This window comes from Streptomyces reniochalinae (assembly GCF_003323735.1).
Taxonomy (GTDB): domain Bacteria; phylum Actinomycetota; class Actinomycetes; order Streptomycetales; family Streptomycetaceae; genus Streptomyces; species Streptomyces reniochalinae.
In genome coordinates this window covers 55,120-68,413 of the sequence record NZ_QOIM01000046.1, presented here as the reverse complement: position 1 = coordinate 68,413, position 13,294 = coordinate 55,120, and the positions used below count along the sequence as shown (strand labels likewise).

The window sequence follows — 13,294 nt, the reverse complement described above, 5'->3', positions numbered from 1 at the left end:
GGCGGCGCCCTCAGCCGATGCTGAAGGCGCCGTCCGGCGGTTGCGGGGAGGGCACGGCGTCGCCGTCCTCGACGGGGCGCGCGCCCTCGGTGAGCGACCGCAGCGCCGTCCCGTGCACCACCCGCGCGGGGAAGGGGTCGCCCGCGCAGCGCCGGGCCAGCTCCTCCCAGGGCAGCTCGTGACGGGAGGCGAGCAGCACCACGTTGCCGAACCGCCGCCCGCGCAGTACCGACGGCTCCGCGACGAGCGCCACCCAGGGGAAGACGGCCGCGAAGGTCGCCAGCTGGGAGCCCAGGAAGCGGAACGGCGCGGCGTCGGCGAGGTTGGCCACGTAGTGACCGCCAGGGCGCAGCACCCGCTCCGCCTGCCGGGCGTAGGAGAGGGTGGTCAGGTGGGCCGGCATCCGCGACCCCCCGTAGACGTCGGAGATCACCACGTCGGCGCAGGCGTCGGGGGCGCCTTCGAGCAGCGCCCGCCCGTCGGCGGCTTCCACGCGGACGTCCGCGTCGGCGGGCAGCGGCAGGTGAGCGGTGACGAAGGCGGCCAGCTCCGCGTCCGGCTCGGCCACCCGCTGCCGGGATCCCGGCCGGGTCGCGGCCAGGTAGCGGGGCAGCGTGAGGGCGCCGCCGCCGAGGTGGAGCACGTCCAGCGGTCCGGCCGGGTCCGCGGCCAGGTCGAGCAGATGGCCGACACGGCGCGCGTACTCGAACTCCAGGTGCTCGGGAGCGTCGAGGTCCACGTAGGACTGCGGGGCGCCGTCCACGGTCAGCAGCCAGCCCCTGGGCCGGTCGATGTCGGGCATCAGCTTGGCCGCGCCTGAGGCGACGGTTCGGGTGCGGGGTACGCGTTCGTCGGGCTCGGTCTCCACCGTCCCATTGTGCGGTGGCGCAGGATCACCCGACCGTGCGGGGGTCGCAGGGGCCCCGCCTTCCTCCCCCGCTCCGGGGCAGCGGGACACCTTCCCCGCCACCGGCCAGTGGGACGTAGGTGTCGACGGCGTCGAGCAGGGCTTCGGTGGCGCCTCGCCAGCGCGGGTCGCCCGCCAGTGAGCCGAGCGCCGAGACCCGCACGGCGGGGAGCGTCTCCCCCGCATGACCGTGCGCCGTCAACAGGGCCCGTACGTCGGCCTCCACCAGGTCGCTCAGCTCGTCGCTGCCCTGGTCGGCCTTGGTGAGGGCGACGACGAGCGGCAGGAGGCCCGTCCGGCGGGCGCGTGCCAGGTGAGCGGCGGTACCGGTCCTCGCCCCCTCCAGGACGGAGACGACCAGCAGGGCGCCGTCGAGACGGTCGGGGTCGTCGGCGGGGTCGAGCACGGTGTAGCGCCGGGTGTCGGTGGCGTAGCCGAACCGCCGCCGGCCGAGGTCCGGGCCGGTGCAGGGGGGACAGGGCCCGGCGGCCGAGAGCGCCCTGGCGAGCGTGGTCTTGCCATGCCCTTGGGGGCCGAGCGTGCCGATGGTCAGGTGCGGAAGCGGGTGCGGACGGGTGTACGCGGACACGGGTGCCCTCCTGGGCCGTGGCGGGGTGGTGAGCGGGACCCCGGGAAGGACCGACCCTTCCCCGTGGGGTCCTCGGTGCGGTCCGGGAAGGGTCAGCGTCGGCGGCCGTCGGCGCCGCACGGCAGGGGGCAGGCGGACACGCCCCGCGTCAGGAAGGCGGCAGCCCGCGGGCCGGCCGCGACCGCGGCCGGAGTCGGGATGTCGAGCTGCCGGAACACCGCCCGATCATCCCTGAGCCGGCGGGTGCCCGTCGAACGCTTTTCGACACACTCGCCCCGGCCCGCCGCGGTCGCCTTCCGCACAGGTGGAAGCGGGGGTGGACGGTGGGCGAACACCGTTTTGTGAGGGAATCTTTCGGACTTTCCGCACGCCTTCGAACGGCGGAAGGACCGGTTCGTCGGTTACGCTCCCCACGTGCCCGTCCCCGCCACGCAGCCAGACGGACTCCCCGGCCGTCTCGCTCAGACGCTGCTCTCTCCCTGGTCCCGCCTCGCCCTCCTCGCCGTCCTCCTGTGCGGCGCGGCCACGGCGATGCTGCTGTACGAGCCCCAGCGCCTGCTCTCCCACGGCTGGCCGCCCGAGGTCGCCGGCGGGGCCGCCGTCGCCCTTTTCGGCGCCGCCTACGGGCTGTGCACGGCGGCGTTCGTGCCACGTCCCGTACTCAACGTCGCCGCGGGCGTCCTCTTCGGCGCCCAGGCGGGCACGTTCTCGGCCACGGCCGGGACGGTGATCGGCGCGGGCATCGCGTTCGGACTCGGCCGGCTGCTGGGTCAAGACGCGCTGCGCACCCTGCTGCGCGGCCGCTGGATCACGGCCGCCGACCGGCAGTTGAGCAGGCACGGCTTCCGCTCCATGCTGGTGATCAGGCTGCTGCCCGGCGTGCCGTTCGCGGCCTCCAACTACGGCGCCGCCGTCTCGCGTATGCGCTGGACGGCCTTCCTGAGCGCGACAGCCGTGGGCTCGGTGCCCAACACCGCGGCGTACGTGATCGCCGGCTCCAGCGCGGCCACACCGACCTCGCCCGTCTTCCTGGCCTCCTTCGGCTTCATCGCGCTCTCCGGACTGGCCGGCGCAGCCTTCGCCTGGCGCAAGCGGGCTCAGTTGCGCCGCAGGGAAGGCGCGCGGGACGGAGCGCACGGCGACGCGCCGCCATCCCACCCGACGACGAACGGCCCGTGTCCGGCGGTGACGGGCCTGCCCGGCACGGCGGCCCAGGACACCGCGGGGGCGGCCGCCACAGCGGGAGCCGGGACGACCTGCGCCGCCTACCGGGCGGAGCCCGCCGCCGCGCACGACCGCGCGGCGGCGAGGGCCTCCGCCCACCACCGCTGACACCGACGACCACAGGGACGAGCCCCAGCGCAGATGTCTTGGTTTGAATCCTTCGTCCTCGGACTCGTCCAGGGACTGACCGAGTTCCTCCCGATCTCCTCCAGCGCCCACCTGCGCCTCGTGGCGGCTTTCGCCGGCTGGCAGGATCCCGGCGCCGCGTTCACCGCCGTCACCCAGATCGGCACCGAGACGGCGGTGCTCATCTTCTTCCGCAAGGACATCGGCCGGATCCTGGCCGCCTGGTTCCGCTCGCTCCACAGCCGTCAGGCACGGCGGGACCCCAACGCGCGGATGGGCTGGCTGGTCATCGTCGGCTCGATCCCCATCGGCGTGCTCGGGCTGGCCTTCAAGGACCAGATCGAGGGCCCGTTCCGCGATCTGCGGCTCATCGCCACGACGCTGATCGTGGTCGGCATCGTCCTCGGTGTGGCCGACCGGATGGCGGCCCGCGACGCGCGGGGCGGCCGTCACCGGGCACGGCGGGAGCGCAAGTCGCTGGAACAGCTCAGCGTGCGCGACGGTCTCCTCTACGGTTGCGCGCAGGCGCTGGCGCTGGTGCCCGGCGTCTCCCGCTCGGGCGCCACGATCAGCGGCGGCCTGTTCATGGGCTACCGGCGCGAGGCGGCGGCCCGCTACTCCTTCCTGCTGGCGGTGCCCGCCGTGCTGGCCTCGGGCCTGTTCGAGCTGGCGGACATCGGCGAGGGCCACGTCGCCTGGGGGCCGACCCTGTTCGCGACGGTGCTGGCCTTCGTGGTGGCATACGCGGTCATCGCATGGTTCATGCGATGGATCTCCACCCGCAGCTTCATGCCGTTCGTCATCTACCGCATCGCGCTGGGCCTGGCCTTGTTCGCGCTGATCGCGGCGGGCGTGGTGGGCCCGCACGCGGGCGAGTCCGTGGGCTGAGCCGCGCCGGTACTGCGCCACGCCGCGGTCCGGGGCCGGGGGCACGGGGCCGCCCGGGGCTGGGGGACCGTCGGGTCAGCGGTCGGCGCGCTCCTGCTCGCGGCGGCGGCGCAGCACGACCAGGTCGACGACCGCGCCCAGGGCCAGTACCCCGCACAGCGCAGCCAGCACGCTCAGCACCCGGTCGCTCGGCGAGCTGTGCGGACCCGAGGAGGCCGCCCACCAGGCGAGGAGAGCGGTCGCCGCAGCGAAGACGGGGAGGCCGACGGACGACAGCAGCGTGCGCAGCCGCAGGTCGCTGCGCGCGGTCACCGGCTCGGTGCCCGCGCGGGTCCTGCGGGAGCGGGGGGCGTCTCGTCGGTGACCGCCGGAGTGCGGTGGCTGTGACACGTCAGTCGCCTTTCGCCGGATGGCTCTGGGCACCATGATCACCACTCCCGCCCGGGAAGGTGCGGGGGCGCGCCCGGCGTTTCTCCCCCGACCCGGCGCGGGCCACGGCTCACAGCCCCGGCAGCGTGTCCTGTTCGACCTCGTGTGCGGGCGGCACGGGCGCGGTCCGCACGGCGAGCTTGTGGCGGCAGTCGGGCCCCAGCCCCCACAGGCGGGAAGCACGGTCGCGCAACGGCTGGCCGCACATGCGGCACAGAACGCTCCTGGGGCTTCCGTCCCGGTTGCTCTCCGGCTCTTCGACGGGCTCGCTTCCGGGCAGCGGTGCGACCTGGGCCTGCTGCCCCTCGCCCGCACCGGCGTCCGGTTCGCTCCGCGCGGACCGGCTGTCCCCGCTCATGCGCGCCCCCTTCCTGCGCCTCGGTCAGGCACCGTACCAGCGCGGACACACGCCCGGAGTAGTCCGAAATGCGCGCTATGTGCTCGTACCTCCACGGTGGACATGGAGACAACAGCTACCTCTCATGGGAGCGAACATGCGTATTCGTACCGCTATCGCAGCCAGCCTGCTCAGCGCCGTCGCCGTGCTCGGCGGGACCGCCGGCACCGCGGCGGCCGCCGGCAGCGACCCGCACCCCGGCCAGTACAACGACCCGGACGTCCTGGACCTCGGTCTGAACGTCTGCGGCAACCCGATCGTCGCGCTGCTGAGCCCCGCCTCGCAGAACGCCTGCAAGGCGAACTGACCCACAGCGCACGTCGGCTCGGCCGTCGGACCCCGCCGCCCGCCACCGCGGGCGGCGGGGCTCCGTCGGTTCCGGGGCCTTGCCTGACCCCAGGCGACGGTGGTGCCGGGTGCGGCGCCCGCTGCCACACTGAAGGCATGGACAACTTCTACCGTGGCCCGGCGACCCTGCTGACCGGAGCCGCCGAGGTGCCCGTCGACGCGGCGCTGTTCACGGAGGCGACCGGCCCCCAGAGCGCCTGGTTCGGCACGATCAGACCGGAAGGCAGCCAGCCGCTGTGGACCGAACTGGAGGGGGACACCGCCCGGCTGCGGCTCATCGACGGGCGGGAGGGCCGGATCGCCATCCGCGGCAGCGGCTTCGGCCCGGTCGAGGTCTCCGGCGAGGGGCCGTTGCCCGCGCACCGGCCGTAGGGGCCCGAGCCCGGCGCGGGCTGTGACCTTCGGCCCACCACCGCGTCACCTGGCAGGGGGACATCGAGCGGTGACGTACTCCGCTGGCTGTACGTCAAGACGATCCCGGCAGGTGACGACAGATCCCCCCGCACACGGGATCGTGGTGACATGAACGCGAAGCCCAACCAGGACCGGACGGGACGGACATGAGCGCGCTGACGGCCGCGGCGCTGCTGTCCCTGGTCTCCGCGATCAGCTACGCGCTGGCCGCGATCGTGCAGGAGCGGATCGCCGCGACGACCTCCCCCAGCCGCTGGGGACTCCTGCGCTCGGGCACTTGGTGGACCGCGGTGGGACTCCAGGGGGCGGGCGCGCTGTTGCACGTGGTGGCGCTCGGCCTGGGGCCGCTGACGGTCGTTCAGCCGCTCGGCGTGCTCACGCTCGTCCTCGCCGCACCGATGGCCGCCGTGGTGGGCCGGCGCCGCGTGGCCGCCGCCACCTGGCGCGGCATCCTGCTGGTGTCCGCCGGACTGGCCGGCGTCCTGCTCCTCACCGGCGACGCGGGCGCCGACTCGCTGCACGGGAGCGGTCAACTCTCCCTCGCCGTCGGCGTGCTGGGGGCCCTCGCACTGCTGGTCGGTACGGCCGCCGTGGTCGGACGCCGGGGACGCGCCCGGCCGGGGGGCCGCGCCCCGGCACTGCGGAGCGTGTGCCTGGCCCTGGCCGCGGGGGTGGCCTACGGCGCGGCGTCCGTCTTCGTCAAGACGCTCGCCGACAGGTGGATGTCCGCTCCCCTGCTCATCTCCGTGCCGCTGGCCGTGCTGACGGTCGCGCTGGCCGCCGCGGGGCTGGCCACCTCCCAGGCGTCCTACCGGGGCGGCGGGCTGGCGACGCCGCTGGCGACGGCCACGGTCGCCAACCCCGTGGTCGCGGCGGCCGCCGGCATCGTCCTGCTGGACGAGGGCTTCCGGTACGGCGCGACGGGTACCGTCCTGGCGCTGGTGGCCGGCGCGGTGGCCGCCTGGGGCCTGGTCGCACTGACGATCGACAGTGCGCGCAGGACGCACGGCGCGCCGCCGGGGCACACTTCGCCCGACGAGCCGGGCCGGGCCCTGCCCCCGCCCCGCGACGGGGGGTCGCAGGTCCAGCACGGCGGCGGGACGGGACACACTGCCGACGCGGAGTTCGCCAACCGGAACAGGTCCGACGACGGAGCGCGCCCCGCGGTGCCGCGAACGGGCGGCCGCGCCGTCGCCCGCCGACCGGTCGCGGCGCCGTGACGCCACCGCGCCAGGGACTCGCCCGGACTGGGCGAGCCCCGACCGCCCGCCCCGGCCGTTCGCGCGGCGGGCGGACGCGCGCGGGCGGCGGTCACGCCGAGCGCCGAGGATGCCGGGCGCCGGGCGCGAACGGGCCGGACACCGAGGTTCCGGAGAGGGAGGCCGCCAAACGCGGGGGGCGCCAGGCGCGGTGGCGCCGAACGCGGGGCGCCGGGGGCCGACCGTCTGCCGCGCCGATCTCGTCATCTCCTGTCCCCTCCTTCACACTGGTGAGTGAGCACCGGACGAAGGAGGCGGGGCATGCGTGCCACCCCGGCCGTGCGCGCCGTCCCGGCCGCCCGCTGGGCGCGCCGGGTACTGCCGCTGCCGGCGGGAGCCGTCCCCGCACTGGCGTTCCCCGAGCCCGCGCTGTGGTGGCTGGCGTACGCCGCGCTCGTACCCTGGCTGCTGTTGTTGCGCGCAGCGCCCACTCCCAGGGCCGCCGCGCGGGCGGGCTGGCTCGGCGGTACGGGCTTCATGGTGGCGATGCACCACTGGCTGATGCCGAGCCTGCACGTGTTCATCGTCCTTCTCGCCGCGCTGCTGGGGCTGTTGTGGCTGCCGTGGGGCTGGCTCGTCCACCGGCTGCTCGCCGGCGCGCCCGCCGGAGGCCGGTTCGCCGCCGCGGTGGTGCTGGTGCCGTCCGGCTGGCTGCTGGCCGAACTGATCCGCTCCTGGGAGTACCTGGGCGGCCCCTGGGGGCTGCTGGGCGCGAGCCAGTGGCAGGTGACGCCCGCGCTGCGGCTGGCCTCGGTGGGTGGCGTGTGGCTGGTGAGCTTCGTGGTGGTTGCGGTCAACACCGCGCTCGCCGCGCTGCTCGCGGTCCCCCGCGCCCGCCGGGCCGCGGCGGTCGCCGTACTGGCCACCGCCGTGTCCACGTGCGCGGTCTGGCTGTGGGCGCCGCGCCCGCACCCCGCGGGTGCGACACGTGTCGCCGTGGTCCAGATCGGCGAGACCTCCTCGCGCGCTGAGCGGTTCGCGCGCGGCGAGGAACTGACCCGGCGGCTGGCCGACCGCCGGCCCGACCTGGTGGTGTGGGGCGAGAGCAGCGTCGGGTACGACCTGCGCAGCCACCCGTCCCTGGTGCGCCGGCTGGCCGCGCTCTCCCGGGCCGCGCACGCGCCGCTGCTGGTGAACGTGGACTCCCCGCGCAGCGACCGTCCCGGCATCTTCAAGAGCGCGGTGCTGGTGGACGGGGACGGCCTGACCGGGCAGCGCTACGACAAGATGCGGCTGGTGCCCTTCGGCGAGTACGTCCCGTTCCGTTCGGTGCTGGGCTGGGCCACCTCGGTCGGCAGGGCCGCGGGCGAGGACCGGCAGCGGGGTCGGGAACCGGTGGTGATGCGGTCGGGAGGGGCGCGGTTCGGGCCGCTGATCTGCTTCGAGACGGCGTTCCCCGATATGAGCAGGCACCTGGCCGCCGAGGGCGCGCGGGTGCTGGTGGCCCAGTCCTCGACCTCCACGTTCCAGCACAGTTGGGCCCCCGAGCAACACGCGTCCCTCGCGGCGCTGCGAGCCGCCGAGACGGGCCGTCCCATGGTGCACGCGACACTCACCGGTGTCAGCGCGTCCTTCGGGCCCGAGGGCGAACAGGTCGCAGGCCGCATGGACACGGCGACCAGCGCGGCCACACTGACCGAGGTGCCGCTGGCGCGCGGCACGACGCTGTACGTACGCTTCGGCGACTGGACGACGCGGCTGGCGCTGACCGCTCTCGCGGGGTACCTCGCGATCGAGGCCGCCCGCGCGGTGCGGTCACGGCGGGGCCGACAGCAAGACCGGGACGAGGACGCAAGCCCCGGCCTGAGTGTGCCCGCCCGCTGGTGACCTCCGCTCGCGCCCGCCGCGCCGGGGCGGGTCTCGTCGTCGGCGAGCGGGTGGCCGCGGTTTCCTCATCGTTCGGGTGACCGTGCCCCGTCGGCAGGCGCGGGCTCCGGCGGGCGCCAGTCGGCGATCCCCGCGAGCGCCCGCAACGTGAGTGCGGGCGCCAGGCGGCCGACGGCGGCGAGCGCACCGTTGCGCAGGGCGCAGGCGTGCGCGCTGGTGAGGGTCGTCATCCGGGCGGCGCGCGCCGACCGCCGCACGACCTCGGCCGTGCGGGGCAGCCGCTGCCCGGTGTAGGCCGCCGGCACTCCGCCGACCGGTGCGGCCGGATCGGCGATCCGGCCCAGCACGATGGCGTCCTCGATGGCCTGGTTGCCGCCCTGGCCCAGGCTGGGGGCCATCGCGTGCGCGGCGTCACCGAGCAGGACGGTGCGGCCCGCGTGGTGGGCGGGGAGCGGTCGGGTCATGTGGTGGACGTCGTTGCGCAGCACCGCCTGTTCGGACACGGACGCGATGAGCTGGGGCAGCGGCCTGTGCCAGCCCGCGAACATCCTCGACAGCGCCTCCCGTTCGCCGTCGGGGGTGCTCCACGAGGCGGGGACGGCGGCGGCCGCGTAGGCGTAGATCCTGCCGTCGGGCAGTGACTGGGTGCCCCACATGCGGCCCCGCCCCCAGGTCTCGTGCGGCTCGACCCCGCCTTCGGGGGTCTGGGTGAGGAACCGCCAGGTGGTGAAGCCGGCGTAGCGCGGCCCCGGGTGGGTGGGGAAGAGTGCTCGGCGGGCCCTGGAGTGGATGCCGTCGGCGGCGACCACGAGGTCCGCCTCCATGGCCTGCCCGTCGCCCGTGGTGACCGTGGCCGGCCGGCTCTCGGCCCCCGGGTCGGTAATGCTCGCGGCCGTGCCGGTGCGCAGGGTGACGGTGTCGGGCAACCGGGCGCGCAGCAGGTCGACGAGGGCCGCGCGGGTCATCAGGACGAGGGGGTCGCCGAAGCGTGCGGCCGTGCGGTCACCGGTCGTGGGCACCAGCCAGCGTCCTGAGGGCGAGCGCAGACCGCCGCGTCCGCTCCAGGTGCGCAGGGCGCGTACGTCGTTGCCCACGCCGATGACGTCGAGGGCGCGCAGCGCGTTGGGGGCGAGGGCGATGCCCGCGCCGACGGGTTCGAGCGCGCCGGCGCGTTCGAGAACGGTGACCCTCCAGCCGCGGTCGGCGAGTGCGACGGCCGCGGTGAGGCCGCCGATGCCGGCTCCCACGACGAGGGCGCGCGAGGTGTGCACGAGTACCTCCTGGAAAGGCTGGCCCACTACAGCTGTAGTGGCACCTGGACTCCGAGGGTACTACTCCTGTAGTGCAGGGGTAGATTGCCCCCATGCCCTCTCGCGACACCGCTGTTCCCCCTGTTCCCCGCTCGGAGCTGATCGCCGACACCGCGATCGGACTGCTGGCCGAACGCGGGTCGCGGGGCCTGACCCACCGCGCCGTCGACGAGGCGGCCGGGCTGCCGCAGGGCTCCACCTCCAACCTCGCCCGCACGCGGGCAGCCCTGCTCCGGACGGTGGTGGAACGGCTGACCGTCCTGGAAGGCGCGGCCCTCCTCGCACAGCGCGGGACACCGGCCGACACAGACCTCTCGGGGCCCGGCCCGCTCGCGGACCTCATCGCGGCGGCGCTCCACCGCCATCTGACCCGGCACCGCACCCTGCTGGTGGCCCGTTACGAACTGGCGCTCGAAGCGACCCGGCGCCCCGAGCTGCGCGCCCACTACGACAGCACCGGCAGAAGCGACTTCGCCCAGCCGCTGCGGCACCTGCTCTCGGCCGCCGGCTCCACCGCACCCGAGCGGCACACGCTTCTCCTGCTGGCCTGGTGCGAGGGCATCATGTTCACCTGCACCGCGGGCTCGTTCAACGCCGCCGTTCCCACCGAGGAGGAGCTGCGGACGGGCCTGCGCGAGATGTTGGCCGGCATGCTCGCCCCCACGGCCACAGCCGCAGCCACACCCGCTGACACAGCCACAGCCGCAGTCCCGGGCACTGCCACAGCCTCGGCCGAGGCGGCCGCCGGGACATCCCGCACGCCCTCCTCCGAGGGCTGACAGAAGTTGGCAGGATGGGCGCATGACAAGCCCGAAAGAAGCATCACCCGAAGGGCCGCCCCTCACCCTCAGCGGAGTTCCGCTCCCCGAGGGCACCGGATCCGAACGGCAGATCCTCCAGCAGTGGCTCGATCTCCAGCGCGCCACACTCGCCGCCAAGTGCGAGGGCCTGAGCGACGAGGAACTGCGGCGGGCCGCCGCTCCACCTTCCGCGCTGACACTGCTCGGCCTGGTGCGGCACATGACCGACGTGGAACGCCACTGGTTCCGCCGGATGTGGCGGGAGGAGGACTCCGCACCGCTCTACCGCACCCCGCAGGCGCCGGACGACGACTTCGTGGTCACCGAGGCAGGGACGGGCGAGGAGACGCTGGCCGCCTGGCGCCGCGAGATCGACCGGGCCCGCGCGTCCGCCGCCGGGCGGTCCCTCGACGAGGTCGCCACCCACCCCCGCCGCACGGGCTGGCGGACGTCGCTGCGGTGGATGTACACGCACATGATCCAGGAGTACGCGCGGCACAACGGCCACGCCGACCTGCTGCGTGAGCGCATCGACGGGAAGACCGGCTTCTGAACCGGCGGCCGGGAGGCCCGCGAGCCGACGGCCGAGAGGCTTGAGGGGCTCGGGACGAGGGCCGAGCGGCTTGTGAGGCGAGAGACGAGAGGCTCGGGAGGCGAGAGCCGGGAAGCTTCTGAACAGAAAGCCGGGAAGGCTTCTGATCGGCCCGCGATCAACCTGGGCCGGTCGCGATCACCCCTGGGAGGACTTCCAGCCGGGGCGCGGCCCCGGAAGAGTTGCGTGGATGTCACGTATCACGAAAGCCATGGCCGTCGCGGGGATGGCGCTTACGACCGCGACCGGGTGCATGACCGTCTCGGGCGACCCCGGCGCGCCCGGCGGCAGCTCCGCCTCCCACCACTCCCCCACTTCCGGCCACCGGGACGTCTCCCCACGCGTGGCGCGTTCCCCCGCGAAGGAGGCGCTCTCCCACAACGAGCACCAGGAAAAAGCCTCCGGTCGGCGCGGCACCGCCGGCGCACGCGGCGACACCGCGCCGCGCTCCGGCGAGGGGGCGCAGGGAAGGGACTCTTCCACGGCCCACTCTCCCGGCCGGCCCGCCCCGGGTCCCGCTCCACTGCCCGGCGCGGGAAGCCCGGGGCGGGGCGGCGGGGGCCGCGCGCAGGCAGGCGCCGCCGGACGGGACGCGGACTCGGGAGTGCACGAGCGCCACGGGCACGGCCACGGCAAGGGGCAGGGTCACGCCCGACCCGGCTCGGGCGTGTGCGAACTGGGAGAGGCGTACGGGCGGTGGGAAACCGACAGCGCCCAGGCCCGCATCTGCCGTGACACCTACGGCAGGTGAGCCCGGACGGCAGGTGAGCCCCCTACGGCAGGTGATCCTCGCTTCCGCCCCACCCGTCCGCGATGCCGCCGGGTGAGCCGGCGCCGTCGGCGAGCCGCTTCTCCAGACGCTCGATCGCCGCACGGATGCCCTCTCCGTAGGCGTCGGCGGGCAGCGCGTCCAGCTTGTCCCTCGCCCGTTCCAGCGCGCTTCGGGCCGCGCTCTCGTCACCGAGCTTGGCGTGGCCCGCGGCGATGTTGAGGTGCAGGGACGGATACAGGGAACGGACGGCCAGCTGGTGTTGGTCCCAGCTGACCTCGTCCCCCTTCAGCGCGTCGGCTGCCGCGAGCGCGCGCAGGTCCCACACCAGCTCGTCGGCCGGCTCGTCCTGGGTGTCGGCCATGTAGTGCGCGATGGTGCAGCGGTGGAAAAGGTCCGCCTCCGGGTCCGTCTCCGCCCACAGGGCGGCGAAGCGGTTCCTCGCCTCCTCCCGGTCTCCGCCGCGGTGCAGCATGATGGCCTGGCCGATTCTGACCATGGTCGCGTCCTCCGCGCCCTGGGGCGCGTCCTGCTGGGGCTCCGCCACGGGGGCTCCTCCCGTTCGCCGTGTGCCGTACGCCGTCTGCCGTACGCCGCCTCGCACGACCGCTTCGCCGGTCGTTCTACGACGCTAACGGCCACCTCTGACAATGGCGCACACCACGGGCGGAGCCCCGGCGCGGCTCAGCCCAGATCGGGGATGCGCCAGTCGATGGGCGTGTGTCCCTGGGCGGCGACGGCCTCGTTGATCCGGGTGAAGGGGCGGGAGCCGAAGAACCGCTTGGCCGAGAGCGGCGAGGGGTGGGCGCCCTCCACCACGGCGTGTCGCTCGGTGTCGATGAGCGGGAGCTTCTTCTTCGCGTAGTTGCCCCAGAGGACGAAGACGGCCGGATCGGGGCGCGCGGCGACGGCGCGGATCACGGCGTCGGTGAACTTCTCCCAGCCTTTGCCCTTGTGCGAGTTGGCCTCGCCCCCGCGCACGGTCAGCACCGCGTTCAACAGCAGCACGCCCTGCTCGGCCCACGGCATCAGAAAGCCGTTGTCGGGCACGGGATGGCCGAGCTCGTCCCGCATCTCCTTGTAGATGTTCCGCAGCGAGGGCGGTGTCCGCACCCCGGGGCGGACCGAGAAGCACAGGCCGTGCCCCTGCCCTGGACCGTGGTACGGGTCCTGGCCCAGGACGAGGACCTTGACCTGCTCGTACGGCGTGGCGTCGAGGGCGGCGAACACCTCCTCGCGGGGCGGATACACCGGTCCGCGCTCCCGCTCCTCCTCGACGAAGGCCGCCAGCTCCTTGAAGTAGGGCTGCTCGGTCTCCTCGCCGAGAACACCCTGCCAGGACCTGGGGAGCATCTCCTTCACGCGCTGTACCTCCTGCGGTGCGGCTGGCCGGGCACCGTGCCCGACGACCGCAC

The 13,294-nt window shown here is 74.6% G+C and carries 15 protein-coding genes and 1 pseudogene; 9 read left to right on the top strand and 7 right to left on the bottom strand.

Translation table 11 applies throughout. The features are described 5' to 3' along the window. Positions 1-10 precede the first annotated feature (10 nt). The gene (locus tag DQ392_RS30440) at positions 11-802 is read right to left on the bottom strand and encodes a spermidine synthase (protein WP_114018981.1); all 792 of its coding nucleotides are present in this window, start codon (positions 800-802) and stop codon (positions 11-13) included. Positions 803-893: 91 nt separating this feature from the next. Further along, on the bottom strand, positions 894-1,496 hold the full coding sequence (locus tag DQ392_RS30435) for a GTP-binding protein (protein ID WP_114018927.1): 603 nt from the start codon (positions 1,494-1,496) through the stop codon (positions 894-896). Between the two features lie 414 nt (positions 1,497-1,910). Between DQ392_RS30435 and DQ392_RS30430 the strand changes: the two are divergent. Continuing rightward, a pseudogene (locus tag DQ392_RS30430) lies at positions 1,911-2,606 on the top strand (TVP38/TMEM64 family protein); the annotation flags it as partial. A gap of 255 nt (positions 2,607-2,861) precedes the next feature. Then, positions 2,862-3,734 carry an undecaprenyl-diphosphate phosphatase gene (locus tag DQ392_RS30425; RefSeq protein WP_114018926.1) on the top strand — a complete coding sequence of 291 codons (873 nt, stop codon included), beginning with the start codon at positions 2,862-2,864 and terminating at the stop codon, positions 3,732-3,734. A gap of 75 nt (positions 3,735-3,809) precedes the next feature. Here DQ392_RS30425 and DQ392_RS30420 read toward each other — a convergent pair whose 3' ends face one another. Together DQ392_RS30420 and DQ392_RS30415 are read right to left on the bottom strand one after the other, a co-directional pair. Next, the gene (locus tag DQ392_RS30420; protein ID WP_114018980.1) at positions 3,810-4,124 is read right to left on the bottom strand and encodes a DUF6343 family protein; all 315 of its coding nucleotides are present in this window, start codon (positions 4,122-4,124) and stop codon (positions 3,810-3,812) included. Positions 4,125-4,233: 109 nt separating this feature from the next. After that, positions 4,234-4,521, bottom strand: a complete 288-nt coding sequence (locus tag DQ392_RS30415) for a DUF6011 domain-containing protein (RefSeq protein WP_114018925.1) — start codon at positions 4,519-4,521, stop codon at positions 4,234-4,236. A gap of 136 nt (positions 4,522-4,657) precedes the next feature. Here DQ392_RS30415 and DQ392_RS30410 point away from each other — a divergent pair, with 136 nt between their 5' ends. The 4 genes from DQ392_RS30410 (at position 4,658) to lnt (ending at position 8,408) form a co-directional block, all read left to right on the top strand. Then, positions 4,658-4,867: a chaplin gene (locus tag DQ392_RS30410; RefSeq protein ID WP_114018979.1), complete on the top strand. Its 210-nt coding sequence runs from the start codon at positions 4,658-4,660 to the stop codon at positions 4,865-4,867. A 137-nt stretch (positions 4,868-5,004) separates the two neighbouring features. After that, positions 5,005-5,280, top strand: a complete 276-nt coding sequence (locus DQ392_RS30405; RefSeq protein WP_114018924.1) for a hypothetical protein — start codon at positions 5,005-5,007, stop codon at positions 5,278-5,280. Positions 5,281-5,468: 188 nt separating this feature from the next. Then, positions 5,469-6,542, top strand: a complete 1,074-nt coding sequence (locus DQ392_RS30400; RefSeq protein ID WP_245982152.1) for a DMT family transporter — start codon at positions 5,469-5,471, stop codon at positions 6,540-6,542. A gap of 300 nt (positions 6,543-6,842) precedes the next feature. Next, complete coding sequence (gene lnt, locus DQ392_RS30395; RefSeq protein WP_114018923.1) at positions 6,843-8,408, top strand: apolipoprotein N-acyltransferase; 1,566 nt, start codon at positions 6,843-6,845, stop codon at positions 8,406-8,408. Positions 8,409-8,473: 65 nt separating this feature from the next. Here the strand turns inward: lnt and DQ392_RS30390 are convergent, their stop codons facing one another. After that, positions 8,474-9,679, bottom strand: a complete 1,206-nt coding sequence (locus DQ392_RS30390; protein WP_114018978.1) for an FAD-dependent monooxygenase — start codon at positions 9,677-9,679, stop codon at positions 8,474-8,476. Positions 9,680-9,771: 92 nt separating this feature from the next. On the opposite strand from DQ392_RS30390, the gene DQ392_RS30385 reads away from it, so the two are divergent. The 3 genes from DQ392_RS30385 (at position 9,772) to DQ392_RS30375 (ending at position 11,861) form a co-directional block, all read left to right on the top strand. Further along, positions 9,772-10,497, top strand: a complete 726-nt coding sequence (locus DQ392_RS30385) for a TetR/AcrR family transcriptional regulator (RefSeq protein WP_181856640.1) — start codon at positions 9,772-9,774, stop codon at positions 10,495-10,497. Positions 10,498-10,519: 22 nt separating this feature from the next. Then, positions 10,520-11,071 (top strand): DinB family protein, encoded by a 552-nt coding sequence (locus DQ392_RS30380; RefSeq protein ID WP_114018922.1) that lies wholly within the window; start codon positions 10,520-10,522, stop codon positions 11,069-11,071. Positions 11,072-11,300: 229 nt separating this feature from the next. Then, positions 11,301-11,861 (top strand): hypothetical protein, encoded by a 561-nt coding sequence (locus tag DQ392_RS30375; protein ID WP_147266599.1) that lies wholly within the window; start codon positions 11,301-11,303, stop codon positions 11,859-11,861. Positions 11,862-11,883: 22 nt separating this feature from the next. Here DQ392_RS30375 and DQ392_RS30370 read toward each other — a convergent pair whose 3' ends face one another. Further along, positions 11,884-12,426, bottom strand: coding sequence for a hypothetical protein (locus DQ392_RS30370; protein ID WP_245982150.1), 543 nt, complete (start codon positions 12,424-12,426; stop codon positions 11,884-11,886). Between the two features lie 137 nt (positions 12,427-12,563). Continuing rightward, entirely contained in the window at positions 12,564-13,241 is a 678-nt protein-coding gene (locus DQ392_RS30365; RefSeq protein WP_281273053.1) for a uracil-DNA glycosylase, read from the bottom strand. Positions 13,242-13,294: the final 53 nt, after the last annotated feature.

Bases quoted from the DNA above. Each gene is read 5' to 3' on its own strand.
- DQ392_RS30405 (WP_114018924.1), top strand. From the start codon at position 5,005: ATGGACAACTTCTACCGTGGCCCGGCGACCCTGCTGACCGGAGCCGCC.
- lnt (WP_114018923.1), top strand. From the start codon at position 6,843: ATGCGTGCCACCCCGGCCGTGCGCGCCGTCCCGGCCGCCCGCTGGGCG.
- DQ392_RS30385 (WP_181856640.1), top strand. From the start codon at position 9,772: ATGCCCTCTCGCGACACCGCTGTTCCCCCTGTTCCCCGCTCGGAGCTG.
- DQ392_RS30410 (WP_114018979.1), top strand. From the start codon at position 4,658: ATGCGTATTCGTACCGCTATCGCAGCCAGCCTGCTCAGCGCCGTCGCC.
- DQ392_RS30375 (WP_147266599.1), top strand. From the start codon at position 11,301: ATGTCACGTATCACGAAAGCCATGGCCGTCGCGGGGATGGCGCTTACG.
- DQ392_RS30440 (WP_114018981.1), bottom strand. From the start codon at position 802: ATGCCCGACATCGACCGGCCCAGGGGCTGGCTGCTGACCGTGGACGGC.
- DQ392_RS30380 (WP_114018922.1), top strand. From the start codon at position 10,520: ATGACAAGCCCGAAAGAAGCATCACCCGAAGGGCCGCCCCTCACCCTC.
- DQ392_RS30425 (WP_114018926.1), top strand. From the start codon at position 2,862: ATGTCTTGGTTTGAATCCTTCGTCCTCGGACTCGTCCAGGGACTGACC.
- DQ392_RS30400 (WP_245982152.1), top strand. From the start codon at position 5,469: ATGAGCGCGCTGACGGCCGCGGCGCTGCTGTCCCTGGTCTCCGCGATC.
- DQ392_RS30415 (WP_114018925.1), bottom strand. From the start codon at position 4,521: ATGAGCGGGGACAGCCGGTCCGCGCGGAGCGAACCGGACGCCGGTGCG.